The organism is Paraburkholderia tropica, assembly GCF_914484835.1.
GTDB classification, from domain to species: Bacteria; Pseudomonadota; Gammaproteobacteria; order Burkholderiales; family Burkholderiaceae; genus Paraburkholderia; species Paraburkholderia tropica_A.
Genome location: NZ_CAJZAR010000037.1, coordinates 149,604 through 164,681 on the forward strand (window position 1 = coordinate 149,604; position 15,078 = coordinate 164,681).

Genomic DNA, 15,078 nt, shown 5'->3' on the forward strand with positions numbered 1-15,078 from the left:
TCGACCATGCAGATTGTCCACGCCCCGCACCTTCCCGTCCGCGACGACTGGCTCGCGCTGCGCGAAGAAACCGCGTTGCAGCCCGACTTGCCGATCGTCGATGCGCATCATCATCTCTGGGACCGGCAATCGGGCCGCTATCTCGCCGACGAACTGCGCCGCGACATCGAAGGCCATCGCATCGTCTCCACGGTGTACGTGCAATGCCGTTCGATGCTGCACGCGAGCGGTCCCGAAGCGATGAAACCCGTTGGCGAAACCGAATTCGCCAACGGCGTCGCGGCGATGTTCGCGAGCGGCGCCTACGGATCGACGCGCGCCTGCGAGGCGATTGTCGGCGGCGCCGATCTGTCGCTGGGCGGCGATATCGCGCCGGTCATCGAAGCGATGCTCGCCGCAACGGGCGGCCGCCTGCGCGGCATGCGCAATCCGCTCGCGTGGCACGCGAGCGAGGCCGTGCGTTCGAGTCCGGTCGTGCCGCCCGCCGATCGGATGGAGCAGGCGTCGTTTCGCGCGGGCGTGAGAACGCTCGCGCGCTATGGCCTCGTGCTCGACGTCTGGGTCTATCACACGCAGCTCGACCAGCTCTACGCGCTCGCCGCCAGCGCGCCCGAAGTGACGATCGTGATCGATCACTTCGGCGGCCCGGTGGGCGTCGGACCGCACGCGGGCCAAAGCGCACAGACGCGCGCGGCGTGGACGGCTTCGCTGCGCCGTCTCGCGAGCCTTCCCAACACGCGCATGAAGCTCGGCGGCGCGGGCATGGGCGTATTCGGCTTCGACTTCGCCACGCACGCGCTGCCGCCCTCGTCCGAGACGCTGGCGCGCGCCTGGGCGCCGCTCGTCGAAACCTGCGTCGAGCTGTTCGGCGCGCGGCGCTGCATGTTCGAAAGCAATTTCCCCGTCGACAAGGGCATGGTCGGCTACACGGTGCTCTGGAACGCCTTCAAGCGCATCGCGAGCGGCGTGTCGCCCGACGAGCGCGCCGCCCTCTTCAGCCAGACGGCCGCCTCGACCTACGGACTGGATCTCCCTGGAGACAACACGTGAAGTCAGACACCCTCAATCCCGAAGCGCGCCTCGCTACGCCCGCGGCGGGCACCGCACCGGGCGCCGCGACGAGCCACGCCAGCAAGCGCGTCACGGCCCCCGAATGGCGCGCGCTGTCGCTCGCCGGTCTCGGCTGGACCTTCGAGAGCTACGACTCGTTCCTGCTCTCGCTTCTGCTGCCCACGCTCGCGCTGCAGTTCAGCCTCACGAAAGCGCAACTCGGCCTCTTCACGAGCATCACGGCCGCCGGGCAGATCATCGGCGGCATTCTGTTCGGCTATGTCTCCGACCGGATCGGACGCGTGCGCACCGCGCTGCTGTGCATCGGCATCTATTCGCTGTTTTCGGGGCTGCTCGCGTTCGCGCCGAACGAACACTGGTTCGCGGCGGCGCGTCTGTGCGGCGCGCTCGGCATGGGCGGCATGTGGACGGCGGGCGCGGCGCTGGTGGCGGAAACGTGGCACGCGAGCCGTCGCGGCAAGGGCGGCGCGCTGATGCAGATGGGCCTGCCCGTCGGCGCGATCATCGCGATCACGATCTCGGCCGTCGTCAGCGGCATCAACGGCGGCCTCGCGCACGACGGCTGGCGCGTGCTGTTCCTGATCGGCGCGCTGCCGTTCTTCATCCTCTTCTGGGTCGCGCGCAAGACGCCCGAATCGCCGATCTGGCTCGAACGCCGCGCCGCGCGACAGCAGGCAGGCGCGCGCGCCAAAGAGGCCGGCTCGCAGGAAAAATCACCACTCAACGTGCGCGGCCTGCTCACCGCCTTCACGTTCATTTTCTTCCTGCAATACCTCTACTGGGGCGTTTTCACGTGGACGCCCACCTTCCTCGTGACGGTGAAGCATCTCGACTTCGTGCACAGCCTCAAGTTCGTGCTGGCGTTGCAGTTCGGTGCTATCACCGGCTTCCTGTTGTTCTCGGCCTTTGTCGACCGGCTCGGACGCAGGCCGATGTTCATCGCGTATCTGCTGGTGGGCGCGGCGGCGGTCGGCGTCTATATCGTCAGCGCGAATGCGTGGCTGTTGATGGCGGCGATCTTTCTCACGGGATTCGGCGTGAACGGGATCTTCGCGGGCGCGGGACCGTTTCTCGCGGAAGTGATCGGCGATACGGCCTCGCGCGGCTTTCTCATGGGGCTCGCCTATAACGGCGGCCGGCTCGGCGGCTTTATCGCGCCGCTTGTGATCGGCGCGCTGGCCTCGACCTCGGGCGGCTTCACGATGGGCCTCGCCACCACGATCGTCGCGTTTCTCGCGGCGGCGATCGTCGTGCTGTTCGCCCCCGAAACGCGCGGCAAGACGCTGGCATGAGCGCGACGCCCGACAACACGGCTCGCGCGCAGCCGGGCGCGGGCCTGTACGGCCGCCTCTTCCCCGCGCTCGCGGAACCGGCGCTGCGTCGCTATGCGTGCGGCCAGGTGGTCTCGGTGCTCGGCAGCTGGACGCAGAACATCACGCTCAACCTGCTCGTCTATCACCTCACGGGCATGGCCTCGGTGCTGGCGCTGCTGAACTTCCTGCTCTACGGACCGCAGCTCGTCGTGGCGCCGCTCGCGGGCTCGCGCATCCGCTCGGGCAATGCGCGGCGCGCGACGCTCTGCGTGCTGGCGACCTCGACGCTGCTCACGCTCAGTCTGCTCACGCTCTGGATGCTCGGCTTGCTCGGCGTGAAGCTGATCCTGCTGCACGCGCTCGCGATCGGCATCTCGAGCGCGATCGAAACACCTTCGCGCCAGATGCTGCTCGTGACGAGCCTGCGCGATCCGCGCCTGACCTCGAACGCCGTCGCCATGAACACCACGGTCTACAACGTGGGCCGCATGGTGGGGCCGAGCATCGCGGGCTTCGTCTATCCGGCGTTCGGTCCCGGCGCATCGTTCGGCCTCTATGCCTGCGCGCTCGCCGTCATGGCCCTGTGCGTGCGCTCGATGCCGGCGGGCGGCGCGGCGCGTCCGTCACGCGGCGACAGCAGCCTGCGCGATGCCGTGGGCTACGTGATGTCCGATGCGTTTTCGGCGCGCTATCTGCCCACGCTCGCCTGCATGGGCCTGTTCGCCGCGAGCTACCAGACGCTCGTGCCGCTGCTCGCCGATCACGCCTTTCACGATGCGGCCCATTACACCGGCCTCTTTTTCGCGGCGGCGGGCAGCGGCTCGCTGAGCGCGGCGATCCTGCTTTCGTCGGCATGGGGGCCGAAGGCGAGCGCCCGCTGCATCGCGCTCGGCCCGTGGAGCGCCGTGGCCGCGCTGCTCGTGCTTGCGTGGACAAACGCCGCCGCGCTCTCGATTCCGGCGTTCTGCCTGCTCGGCTTCAGTCTCACCTTTTCGGCGACATCGACCAACGCGACGATCCAGCAGCGCTGCCCCGAGCACGTGCGTGGCGGGCTCGTCGGCATGTACGGCATGGCCTACAACGGCACGATGCCGTTCGGCTATCTGCTCGCGGGCACCGCTTCCGAAGCGCTCGGCGTGCGCAGCACGTTCAGCGTCATGGCCCTCGTGCTGGCCGCCTGCGCCGTCGCCATCAACGTTTTCCATCACATCAGGCAGCGTCGCTCTGGCGCACAATAAACGCAGGAGACATTCATGCACATGCAATCCCGGCCCGACGCCTCCGCGCTCGAACAGCGCACCCTCCGCAAGGTGGTCTGGCGTCTCGTGCCCTTTCTCATGATCTGCTATCTGCTCGCGTTCATCGACCGCGGCAACGTCGGTATGGCGTCACTGCAGATGAATCACGATCTCGGCCTCACCGCGCGCGTGTTCGGCTTCGGCAGCAGCCTGTTCTTCGTCTCGTACTTCTTCTTCGAGGTACCGAGCAACATGGCGCTGCAACGCTACGGCGCGCGCCTGTGGATCGCCCGCATCATGATCACATGGGGCCTGATCTCGGCGGCGACGGCGCTCGTCAGCACGCCCACGGCCTTCTACGCGCTGCGCTTCCTGCTCGGCGCGGCGGAAGCCGGCTTCTTTCCCGGCGTGCTGCTGTATCTCTCGTACTGGGTGCCGGCACGCTATCGCGCGCGCATCATCGCCACGTTCATGGTCGCGATTCCGGCCGCGAGCTTCATCGGCTCGCCCATTTCGGCGGCGCTGCTGCAAATGGACGGCTTCGCGGGCCTGCGCGGCTGGCAGTGGCTTTTCATCCTCGAAGGCATTCCGACTGTGCTGCTCGGCTTCGTGTGCCTCGCGCTGCTGACCAACAAACCGGCTGAAGCGCGCTGGCTCGACGACGACGAGCGGCAGTGGCTCACGGCGGAAATCGCCGGCGAAGCACGCGCGCCCGCCAAGGTGGCGTCGATGCCGCTCACGAAGCTGTTCCGCAACCGCTACGTGCTGTGCCTCGCGCTGGTCGATGTGTGCGCTTCGGGCGCGGGCAGCACGCTGTCGGTCTGGCAGCCGCAACTGCTCAAGTCGTACGGACTGAGCGTGATGGAAACCGGCCTGCTCAATTCGGTGCCGTACGCGCTCGCTTCGGTGCTGATGGTCTGGTGGGGCCGACGCTCGGATCGCCGCCAGGAACGCCGCTGGCACACCGTGATTCCGATGCTGTTCATCGGGCTGGGCCTGTTCGGCACCTCGCTGAGCGGCTCGCTCGTGCCCACCATGATGATGCTCTGCGCGGTGCTCGTGGGCGCCTACGCGTTCAAGGGTCCGTTCTGGGCGCTCGCCTCCAGCATGTTGTCGAACACGACGGCCGCCGCCGGGCTCGCGACCATCAACGCCATCGCCAATCTGCTGGGCGGCGGGCTGATGGTGAACGTCTACGGCTGGGTGAAGGAAGCCACGGGCAGCTACGCGCTCGCGCTGATGCCGCTCGGCATCCTGACGCTCGTGAGCGTCCTCACCTTGCTGCTGCTGAGCCGCACGAGCCGCCGCGTCGAAAACAAAGTCGGGGTGGCCTGAGATGAGCGCATTCGATCGACGCGCCTTTCTCGGCGCGCTGGGCGCGGGCTCGCTCGCGGCGGCGCTGCCGCTTCGTGCGGGCGCCATGGAAACCTGGTCCAGCGGCGCCGAAGCGCCCGCGTTCCGCTTGCCCGAAGGCGCCGTGGACTGCCACATGCACATCTACGACGACCGCTTCCCCAGCGCGCCGGGCACGCAATTGCGGCCGCCCAACGCGAGCGTCGCCCAGTATCGCGCCTTGCAGCAGCGCCTGGGCGTGCGCCGCAACGTCTGCGTGACGCCCTCGACCTATGGCACCGACAATCGCTGCCTGCTCGACGCGCTGGCGCAATTCGGCGCGAACGCGCGCGGCGTGGCCGTCGTCGATACCTCGGTCAGCGACGCCGATCTCGCGCAGATGCACCAGGCAGGCGTGCGCGCGATCCGCTTCAATCTGAGCTATCCGGGCGCAACCACCATCGACATGCTCGCGCCGCTGGCCGCGCGCATCGCGCCGCTCGGCTGGCACATCGAACTCGTCGTGCAGGGCGCGAAGTTGCCCGCACTGGAAAAGAACCTGAGCGGGCTGCCGTGCCCGTTGGTGCTCGACCATATCGCGCATATCCCGCAGCCGGACGGGCTCGATTCCGAAGCGATGAAAACCGCGCGGCGTCTCGTCGACGGCGGCAATACCTGGGTCACGCTTTCGGGTCCGTATGTCGATACGAAACGCGGCCCCCCCGACTATGCCGATGTCGCGCCCGTCGCCAGGGCGTTTGTGGCGATGGCCCCCGAACGCATGCTCTGGGGCAGCGACTGGCCGCATCCAACGGAAAAGACCCGCAAGCCCGACGATGCCGCGCTCGTCGATGTCATCGCCTCATGGATCGGACGCGCCGACTGGCAACGGATGATCTTCGCCGACAACCCGGCGCGGCTGTATGGGTTCACGGTGTAGAGGTTGAGCACGCGCGATGGTGATCGGGTCGCTACGACTTTATGTGAACACGATCGCGCGCATTGCGGCTGCAAACCCACAAAGGCTTGATCGCCGGATCACCGAGCCAGCTCACTGTTTTCCACTATCGTTCGGAGGCGGATAAACGCCTGCAAGCCGCGCGATCAAAATGGCAACGAACAGGGCACCGACAATCTGCTCAACCACACAAATCCCGCGTGCCTGGCGACTGATGGGCGTAATGTCGCCAAAACCGGTGCTGGTCAAAACGGTGAAACTAAAGTACACGAAATCATAGAACGTCAATGACGTTTGATTTCCAAAGAGCGCAAATGATCCTTCATAAAAATACGCGACCAGTGCGTAGATAAATGACCAGAAGACCGCTAGAAGCAGATACGCGGATGCTGCACCGAACAGCTTGTCGGCGGTCATCACCTCATGCCGAAAGACGTAACGCAGCAGATAGATGATGGTTGTCGCGTACAGCAACGCGCCAAAGCACCACGATTTGGCGACGGCGTGCGGATCGGTACCGGACACCGCAATCCATTGAAACGCCAACGCAGGACTGGCAAGAAGTACGGCGATCACGAACGATAGCGTCGAGCGGCCGACTGAGGCCACTGTCGCAATGATAATCAACGCGTTCGAACAGTTGATCGTGAAACGTCCGATCGGCGTCGGCTCGACGAACGGCGCGGTGCAGATGAAGACCATCAGCACGACGAACAAATAGAAGCATCGCTGGAAAAAAATTCTTCCGAAGAATGCCCCTACTGCATTAATTAACATGTCGATACCTCTGGGTCTTCGCCGCCAGGCGGACTAGTCAACGCATCAACAGAAGTTCAACAGCCCGCTGGAATGCGCGTCTGTAAGACCAAGGTCCGATTGACGTCAAATCCCTACGCAACAAGATAGCGCCACGGGCTCGCTGACTCGCGATCAGACTGGATCGTGGTCGATTCGCGACCCGCTTCAGGTCGTGCGCCCTGCCGCACCCTCACCTGCATGATTCCGCAATTGCACAGTCCCGATGCACAGACTGGCTCCCGTTTCTGCGGTTCGTCGTCCGCACTTCAGAAGGAGGCAATCATGAGTCGTCGCGAAGTGATCTTGATGTTAGCTTTCTCGTTTGCGTTGCCACAGATCGCGCTCGCCGCCAGCAAGGAAGAAAAACAGGCCGAAGTTAAAAAGGCGGCTCGAGACGCATTGAGTGCGCTCTACGCGGCCCAACCGTCCGCACGCAAAGCGGTGCAATCTGCCGCGGGTTACGCGGCCTTCAGCAACTTTGGCATGAAGATCCTCCTCGCCGGCAGCGGCAAGGGCGAGGGCCTCGCGGTCAACAACAAGTCCAAGGCAACGACCTACATGAAAATGGCCGAGTTCCAGGCGGGACTGGGAATGGGCGTCAAAAAATTTCAGCAGGTCTGGGTGTTTGAAAACGAAAGCGCCCTGAACCAGTTCATTACTTCTGGATGGCAATTCGGCGGGCAGGCGACGGCCGCGGCAAAATCGGGCGACACCGGAGCCGCATACGAAGGCGCCATTGCGGTGGGGCCGGGCGTCTGGCTTTATCAAATTACGGAAAAGGGTCTCGCGGTCGAATTCACCGCCAAAGGGACCAAATACTATAAGGACGATGAACTCAATTGACCGCATTTCGGCACAACCCTTTCGTGGATGAACAGGGAAAGCCGAAACGCCACGGGGATGTCGTATCGCTCTCGCATTGCGCGAGAAGATGTGGTGCTTTTTAAACTTGAATGAGAGGCCACTGCCATGAGACATCTGATCGTTATTTCCACACTTGCCGTCGCCGCGTGCGCCGCACCGGCACCCGACACCAGTATTCAATCGCTGGGCCAAAGCGCCCACCCGCCAGCCGCCGTCGCGCAATGTATCGCCGCCAACTGGGCCAACAGCTCGGGGCAAACGGTGTATATGCAGCACGTACTCGCGAACGGCACGGCATTCGACGTCTACGCGCCTGGCCAACAACCGCCGGGCGGCACCGCGGCTGTCGTCCGGCCCGCCATGAGCGGCCCGGGATCTTCGGTAGGCTTGCGTGGCAGCGGCGGTAACGCGGCCGGCTCAGTCAACACCTGCCTTTGAGCGGAAGAAGCGATGCCGCGGTCGAGCCCGGTTTGAACAGCGCCTGTCATGTGCCCCTTCCGTTCTCCGTTGCTTGTCGCGGCGCTCGCTGCCATCGCATTGGCGGGTTGCGCGCGCTCTCCGCCGATCAGCGCGGCATCCGACTATCAAAGCCGCGCCGTCACGCGTACCGACGGCGCCGTGATGATTTCAGCCGCAACGCTTTCGGCAGACGAGAGTCAGGCGATTTATGGTGTCGCTCTCGCGGAACACGGCATTCAGCCCGTCTGGATCGAAGTAAAAAACGGCGAAGATCGCGGCTATTTTCTGCTCTCGCCGGGCGTCGACCCGCGCTTCTTTCCGCCTTCCGAAGTCGCCGAAACCTTCGCCGGCGCGCAGTCCCAAAACGCCCTCGCGGCACTCGATCTCCACTTCAGCGAACTCGCCTTTCACAATCCCGTGGCCCCCGGCCAAACAACGTCTGGATTCGTGCTCACGCATCTCGACGAGGGCGTGAAGTTCGTGCAGGCCGATCTGGTCGCGAGCCGGCGCGCGAGGACCGCTTCGCTGTTCACCGTGGTGCCCGGTTTCCAGGCCGATTACAAAACGAGCCGGGTGTTTTCGCAGGATCTCCATGCACACGGAAGCGCCGAAAACTACACCGACGACGAGGCCTTCAGGACAGCGCTCGAAGCGCTCCCTTGCTGCGCGACCAACGCGAGCGGCACGGAAAACGGCGACCCGCTCAACCTCGTGATCGTGGGCGGTCTGGACGACGCGTTCCCCGCACTCGTGCGGCGCGGCTGGGCGCCCACCGAAGAAAAATGGTCCGGCGCGATCATGAAGATGGTGGGGTCCTTCCTGGCGGGCAAGCCCTACCTCAACGCGCCGGTCAGCGACCTTTACCTGTTCGGTCGTCCGCAGGATCTCGCGTTGCAGACCTCGCGCGAAACGATTCACGAACGCAATCATCTCCGGCTCTGGCTAAGCCCGATGCGATACCACGACAAGCCCGTGTGGATCGGCCAGATCAGCCGCGACATTGGCATACGCATCACGACGCGTTCGCCTACATTCACCACGCACAAGATCGATCCCGATGTCGACGAAGCGCGCGCGGCGCTCACGGAGGACATGGCGTACTCGCAGAATCTCGTGAAGATCGGCGCCGTGAAGGGCAGCGCCGCCGCGCCCCAGAGCGCGCCGAAAGATAACCTGACCGGCGACCCGTACTACAGCGACGGATTGCGCGTGGTGCTCGTGTTCGATCAGCATCCCACGTCGCTGGCCGGCATTGCCTTTTTCGAGTGGAGCGAAGGCAACGACGGACAAGGGGCGATCCCAGGAGCCGGTCGATGACCACACGATGGCTATCGGCTCTCGCGTGGCGGCGCGCCTGCATCGGGCCCATCCTGCTGCTTGCGCTCGCGGGCTGCGCGACGTGGCACGAACCCGCAAGCGTCGACGACGCGCCGCTGCGCGAACGGTCCGTCTCGGCGACGAACCGGGGCGTCCAGGTGCGCGCCGCCGTGCTCGGCAAGGACGACACGAAGCGCATGCTCGGCGCCGACCTGGCCAATACGCATGTGCAGCCGCTATGGGTCGAAGTCAGCAACGGTACTTCGCAGACTGTGTGGCTGCTGCGCACCGGCACGGATCCGCGATATTTTTCGCCGCGCGAGGTTGCGTGGTCGCTGCACTCCACATTCGGCGGCGACAGCAACACACGCATCGACGCCTGGTTCGACAAACTCAGTTTCAGAAACCCGATACCGCCGGGCACCACGCAGGCGGGCCTGCTGTTCACCAATCCCGATCGCGGAACGAAGCTCTGCAACATCGACCTGTTCGCAAACAGGACGCTCATTCCGTTCTCGCTCTTTCTGCCGGTGCCGGACGATGTCGGCGATCCACGATTCGCGGAAACGCAATACCGTTACCCCGAATACGCCGTCACCGACTACCACGATGCCGGCGCGTTCAGGGCCGCGCTCGAACGCATGCCGTGCTGCGCGACCGACTCCACCGGCACCGTGCACGGCGATCCGCTCAACGCGGTCTTCGTCGGCAAGATCGACGATCTGGCGACCGCGCTGGTCAGGCGCGACTACCACGGTTACACGCGCGCGGACGATCTGAGCCAGCGCTTCGACGGCCGCGTGCCTGATGTCGTGCTGCGCAAGGAGTCGACGCGCGCGGCGCCCGCGACGTGGCTGCGCATGTGGATCGCGCCGCTGCGCTTCAACGGCGAGCCGGTCTATCTGGTGCAGATCGGCAGACCTATCGGCGGCCGGTTCACCTCGCCCGAGAGAACGATTTTCATCTTGCAGCAGAACGTCGACGAGGCCAGAAATCACTTCGTTCAGGACATGGTGTATTCGGGCGGTCTGGAAAAGATCGGCTTTGTGAATGGCGTCGAGCCCGCGCCACGAACGCGCCCGAACACCACGCTCGACGGCGCGAGCTACCATACCGACGGTTTGCGCGCCGTGCTGTTCTTCACCACTCGCCCGTTGAGCCTGACCGACGTCGAATTTCTGGACTGGGTGCCGTATCTGCAACCGCACGAGTCACTGGATGAAGGGGCGGACGACAATGTCAATCCGTGACCGCATCGAGGGTGTTTTCCATTGGGTTTTCCATTGGGTTTTCCATTTGTCCCGCGCGTTATGTCGTGCGCGCGTTGCGTTTGAAGCGCTCGTGCTGATCGTCGCATTCAGCGCCTGTGCGACGAAGCCGCTGGCGCCCTTCTCGACCGACACGCCGCCGCTGATCCTCGTTCCCGCCGCGCAAGCGGGCGTGATTGACCAGCGCGCGCGATTTCGCGAGATCTACTGTGCCGTGCTGAACGCACACGGACGCGACCTGCCCGATTACCGCCCCTGCGACGACGCCCTCACGCGCGTGGGCAGCGAAACGGCGGGCACGGGCAAACCCGTCGATCTCGGCCCTTCGCGGCTACGGCTGGTCGCCGCGATCGTGGCGGGCGTGGGATACGAATGCTTCGAATCGTGGCTGAATCCGGCCGGTTCCGTTGCCGTGCATCTGCGCGAGTACGGCTATGACGCGATGCTGCTGCCCGTCGACGCGTTGTCGGGCTCCGCGCACAACGCACGCCAGATACGCGACGCGGTCATGGCCATGCCTGCGGAACCGGGCGCACCGAAGCTCGTCTTGATCGGCTATTCGAAGGGCGCGCCCGACATTCTGGAAGCACTGGCCGACTATCCCGAGATACGTCCCAGAGTCGCGGCGATGGTGAGCGCGGCGGGCGCGGTGGGCGGCTCGCCGCTCGCGAACGACGCCGACCAGTCACAGGCGGAATGGCTGCAATACTTTCCCGGCGCCACCTGCACCAAGGGCGACGCGGGCGCAGTGGAAAGCCTGCGGCCCGCCACGCGCAAGGCGTGGCTTGCGCAGCACGCACTTGCACCCGGCCCGCGTTATTACTCGGTCGTCACGTTTCCGCAACCCGAGCGCATCTCGTCGATTCTCAAAGGAAGCTACGACAAACTCGCGCGTATCGACGCCCGCAACGACAGCCAGATGATCTTTTACGATCAGGTGGTGCCGGGCAGCACCTTGCTCGCTTACGTCAACGCGGATCACTGGGCGATTGCCGTGCCGGTTGCGCGCACGCATTCCACCATCGGCGCGATCTTCGTCACGGGAAACGCCTACCCGCGCGAGGCGCTGGCCGAAGCGATCCTGCGTTTCATCGAGGAAGACCTGACGTCGGCACCGCGCTGAATATCGGCGCTAATCAACCGCCCTGGGAAGACACTGAATTACGAATCGCCGGAGAAATAGCGCTAGCCTAGCCACCCGATCTATCTGCGCAGAGTACGGCCAAAATTATCAGTTATGCAGAGCACTTCCAAATGCAGACCGATACGCACGATGTGCATCGCGATGTGCGTCGAGATGAACGAGGTCAGGCAGCGAATTCGCCCCCATCTTTTCCATCACGCGCGCGCGATGAATCTTGATTGTTTTCTCGGCCGCGCCCAGTTCGTCGGCGATGACCTTGTTGGCCCGGCCCGCGACGACGAGTTCCATTACCTCACGCTCGCGCGGCGTCAAAGTGGCAACACGACGCTGGATTTCCTCGCACAACTTCCGGCGTTCGAAGCAACGCCTTCCCGCTTCAAGGGCGCGCTCAACCGCGTCGAACAGGACGGACTCGTGAACGGGTTTTAAAAGGTAATCCATCGCGCCAGCCTTCATTGCCGCGATTGCGGGCGCAAATTCGTCCCGGGCCGAAATGAATACGATTGGCACATTGCCGTCGAGCTGCCGTTGCAACTCGATCCCGCTGATGTCCGGCAACTGGAGATCGAGCAAGAGGCACGCCGGTGCGAGCCTCAGGTCCGCTTCGTGAATAAAAGCGCTGGCGCTCTCATAGATCTGGACGCTATAGCCGTTCGAGCGTAGCAAACGACCTAAGGCATTGCGGACATGCTGATCGTCATCCACAACGAAGACCACGGGATTGGGCGTATTCATGGTGACGTCCACGAGTTCGCTGTCGCGCGTGCCGTTCAGAATTCACGAAGGAAGAACACGCTGCGATCGGCGTTGCGCGCGGTTGGCCGCATTGATTGAGTGGCCGGACGTAAGCGCAATACTCGCTTGCCGACCTGGCCCCGACGAGTCCCGCTAAACCGCCCGATGGCTCCTTACGCTTTCTTTCATGAAACGATTCCGAGCGAGAATATAGGAAAAGAATTCCGCCTGACAAGCCGCAATTCGCGCCTTTCAGAAAATTATTCCCGCTGCATAATTTACGGTACCGAAACGTTTTCAAATATGGACGGAATCGGGAGTGGGTGATAGTTTGTGCGCTGATTGCGTTTTGACACTCCGCAATCATCGGCGCCCCGGCGCCGGCGTGTGAACTCGCCGTCGCGTCGGCTAGATGCGGCGGCCTTTTTTTTCTGGCAATCACCGGTGGCTCTCTCTCTGCCGGGAACTCGCCAGGGCCGCCGCACTGAAACGTTGCGGCGGTTTTTTCCTGTCACCGATAGAGCGCCGCCCCGCTACATCGACACCAAGGCGGCTGGGCATTGTCTCGGCTATCGAAGACGAGTCGAACGGCCATACCGACGCAGAAGGCGACGGCATCCTCTCTCGTTAGCTATCGCCGCATCACTACGTTCGAGTTACGCGACGCGAAAACGGACCGGAACGCACAGGCAATCGTCGGATCAATCCATGGCTATTCTGCGGCCTGCACAATGCCGCGATCGCGGACCCAAATCCTTTCGGAGTGCCACAAATCTATTGGACCAAAGTCCCATTGCGAAGCCGAACGGTCTGTGCCAATACTTTGAGACATCGTTGACGTCTCCCGTTACTCCGATCGATGAGGAAGGGATAACACATGAGCACAAAACGACCCATGCTGCGAGGCCTCAGCTCTGCTTGCCTCGTCTGCGCGCTCTGCACGATGGGCGGCCTGCCAGCTTATTCGCAACAGAACTCGACAGCCAATCCGAATCGAACCGCCGCCGCGAATCCGAGCGCATCGCAGGAGGAAGCCCGGGCGATCCTCATGAAGATGGCCGAGTTCCTTGGCAACGCCAATGCGTTCAGCGTCAACTTGCGCAGCGGCTATGACGCCGTCCAGCCTTCCGGACAGAAAATCGAATTCGGCGAACTGCGAACGATCACCGTAAGCCGGCCAGACCGGTTACGTGTTGAAAGCGAACGCAGCGACGGCACCAGGACCTTGGCCGTATTCAATGGCAAAGACATCACCGTGGTCGATTCTGTGAATAAGGTCTATGCGACCGAGCCGCAGACCGGTGACGTGGACGCCACGCTCGTCCATTTTGTCCGGGATCTCCACCTGCGCTTTCCATTAGCGATGCTGTTGACGACCCGGCTGCCCACGGAATTCGAAGATCGCGTGCGGCAGGTCGATTATGTGGAAAAGACCAATATTGAAGGCATGCCCACGCATCACCTTGCCGCGCGCACCGATACGGTGGATTTCCAGGTCTGGGTCGCCGACGGTAACAAACCTTATCCGGTCCGCGTTGTGCTGACTTATAAGGATGCGCCAGGCCAGCCGCAGTTCTGGACGCAGTTGTCGAACTGGGACTTCGCGCCAAAGCTCACCGACGACACGTTCACCGTGAAAATCCCGGACGGCGCGCAGAAGATCGCGTTCGCCGCCGAGATTCCCACGATGCCCTCCACGGCACGCAGACCGCCCTCGGCCAAAGGAGCCACGAAATGAAAAGCCTTTCATGGAGCCGCGTCGGCACCGTGGTGCTGGCTAGCCTTGTTCTAGCTGCGGGCATGCTCGACGCCGATGCGGCGGGTCGTGGTGACCGTGCTGAACGCGGCGGCCGCGCTGGCGGCGAGCGTGGCGGCGGAGAAGGGGGTTTCTCGCGTGGCGGAGCGGCGGCCGGCGGATCGTTCTCGTCGGGGCGTGGAGGAGGAGCGAGCGCCTCGGCATCCAGCGCAGGCGGCGGGCAAGCAGCCGGTCAGCGCAGGCAGGCGGCCGGTGAAAATCAGGCGCAACGGCAGTCAGCAGCAACGCAGGCGCAACAGACATCGGGCGCCAATCAGGCGCAGCGGCAAGCCTCGGTCAACCAGGCGCAACAGACGTCGAGCGCCAATCAGGCCCAGCGGCAAGCTGCTGCCAGCCAAAACCAGTCACAACGGCAAGCCGCCGCTAGCCAGAACCAGTCGCAACGACAAGCTGCCGCCAGCCAGAACCAGTCGCAGCGACAAGCAAACGTCAACAACAACTGCTACAACTGCGGCAACTCCGATTGGGACAACGACGCAGCCGCCGGATTTGTCGCGGGCGCGATGGTGGTCGGCACGACGGCAGCCATCGCGAACGCGGCGACGGCGCCGCCTCCCGTGAGCACCGCGGCGCCCATGCCCGCCCCGCCACCGCCAGCGGCGCCACCGCCCTGCAACGTCGCCCCGATCCAGGTCAACGGCGCCGCTTATTACAAATGCGGGGCGACGTGGTACACGGCGGGGTACGGAAGCGGCGGTGTGGTGTACGTGCCGACCCAGCCGCCACCGGGACAGTCATAGCGGCGCGGGCGTTCAAGCGCACGGG

The 15,078-nt window shown here is 64.0% G+C and carries 14 protein-coding genes; 12 read left to right on the forward strand and 2 right to left on the reverse strand.

Annotated features, from left to right (window positions below):
- Positions 1-6 precede the first annotated feature (6 nt).
- The 5 genes from LDO54_RS08910 to LDO54_RS08930 are packed head-to-tail and all read left to right on the forward strand — an operon-like array spanning position 7 to position 5,894.
- Positions 7-1,050 (forward strand): amidohydrolase family protein, encoded by a 1,044-nt coding sequence (locus LDO54_RS08910; protein WP_224009308.1) that lies wholly within the window; start codon positions 7-9, stop codon positions 1,048-1,050.
- Positions 1,047-2,363, forward strand: coding sequence for an MFS transporter (locus LDO54_RS08915; protein ID WP_224009310.1), 1,317 nt, complete (start codon positions 1,047-1,049; stop codon positions 2,361-2,363). Before LDO54_RS08910 ends, LDO54_RS08915 begins: the two co-directional genes overlap by 4 nt.
- A complete protein-coding gene (locus LDO54_RS08920) occupies positions 2,360-3,622 on the forward strand; it encodes an MFS transporter (RefSeq protein WP_224009312.1) in 1,263 nt (420 codons plus the stop codon). The genes LDO54_RS08915 and LDO54_RS08920 overlap by 4 nt, the downstream gene beginning before the upstream one ends.
- Before the next feature lie 21 nt (positions 3,623-3,643).
- The gene (locus LDO54_RS08925; protein ID WP_224009712.1) at positions 3,644-4,957 is read left to right on the forward strand and encodes an MFS transporter; all 1,314 of its coding nucleotides are present in this window, start codon (positions 3,644-3,646) and stop codon (positions 4,955-4,957) included.
- 1 nt (position 4,958) lies between these two features.
- Positions 4,959-5,894, forward strand: coding sequence for an amidohydrolase family protein (locus LDO54_RS08930; RefSeq protein ID WP_224009314.1), 936 nt, complete (start codon positions 4,959-4,961; stop codon positions 5,892-5,894).
- A 111-nt stretch (positions 5,895-6,005) separates the two neighbouring features.
- On the opposite strand, the gene LDO54_RS08935 is transcribed toward LDO54_RS08930, so the two are convergent.
- Positions 6,006-6,689, reverse strand: a complete 684-nt coding sequence (locus LDO54_RS08935; RefSeq protein ID WP_224009316.1) for a potassium channel family protein — start codon at positions 6,687-6,689, stop codon at positions 6,006-6,008.
- Between the two features lie 303 nt (positions 6,690-6,992).
- Between LDO54_RS08935 and LDO54_RS08940 the strand changes: the two genes are divergently transcribed.
- From LDO54_RS08940 to LDO54_RS08960, 5 genes are all read left to right on the forward strand, one after another.
- The gene (locus tag LDO54_RS08940; protein ID WP_224009317.1) at positions 6,993-7,553 is read left to right on the forward strand and encodes a YSC84-related protein; all 561 of its coding nucleotides are present in this window, start codon (positions 6,993-6,995) and stop codon (positions 7,551-7,553) included.
- A 126-nt stretch (positions 7,554-7,679) separates the two neighbouring features.
- Positions 7,680-8,012: a hypothetical protein gene (locus LDO54_RS08945; protein ID WP_224009319.1), complete on the forward strand. Its 333-nt coding sequence runs from the start codon at positions 7,680-7,682 to the stop codon at positions 8,010-8,012.
- A gap of 183 nt (positions 8,013-8,195) precedes the next feature.
- Complete coding sequence (locus LDO54_RS08950; protein ID WP_356789341.1) at positions 8,196-9,350, forward strand: LssY C-terminal domain-containing protein; 1,155 nt, start codon at positions 8,196-8,198, stop codon at positions 9,348-9,350.
- Complete coding sequence (locus LDO54_RS08955) at positions 9,347-10,600, forward strand: LssY C-terminal domain-containing protein (protein WP_224009323.1); 1,254 nt, start codon at positions 9,347-9,349, stop codon at positions 10,598-10,600. The genes LDO54_RS08950 and LDO54_RS08955 overlap by 4 nt, the downstream gene beginning before the upstream one ends.
- A 91-nt stretch (positions 10,601-10,691) precedes the next feature.
- Complete coding sequence (locus LDO54_RS08960; RefSeq protein ID WP_224009325.1) at positions 10,692-11,741, forward strand: esterase/lipase family protein; 1,050 nt, start codon at positions 10,692-10,694, stop codon at positions 11,739-11,741.
- A gap of 108 nt (positions 11,742-11,849) precedes the next feature.
- Here the strand turns inward: LDO54_RS08960 and LDO54_RS08965 are convergent, their stop codons facing one another.
- Entirely contained in the window at positions 11,850-12,497 is a 648-nt protein-coding gene (locus tag LDO54_RS08965; RefSeq protein WP_224009327.1) for a response regulator transcription factor, read from the reverse strand.
- An 877-nt stretch (positions 12,498-13,374) separates the two neighbouring features.
- Between LDO54_RS08965 and LDO54_RS08970 the strand changes: the two genes are divergently transcribed.
- Positions 13,375-14,235: a DUF2092 domain-containing protein gene (locus LDO54_RS08970; protein WP_224009329.1), complete on the forward strand. Its 861-nt coding sequence runs from the start codon at positions 13,375-13,377 to the stop codon at positions 14,233-14,235.
- Positions 14,232-15,053 (forward strand): hypothetical protein, encoded by an 822-nt coding sequence (locus LDO54_RS08975; protein WP_224009331.1) that lies wholly within the window; start codon positions 14,232-14,234, stop codon positions 15,051-15,053. Before LDO54_RS08970 ends, LDO54_RS08975 begins: the two co-directional genes overlap by 4 nt.
- The last annotated feature ends 25 nt before the right edge of the window (positions 15,054-15,078 follow it).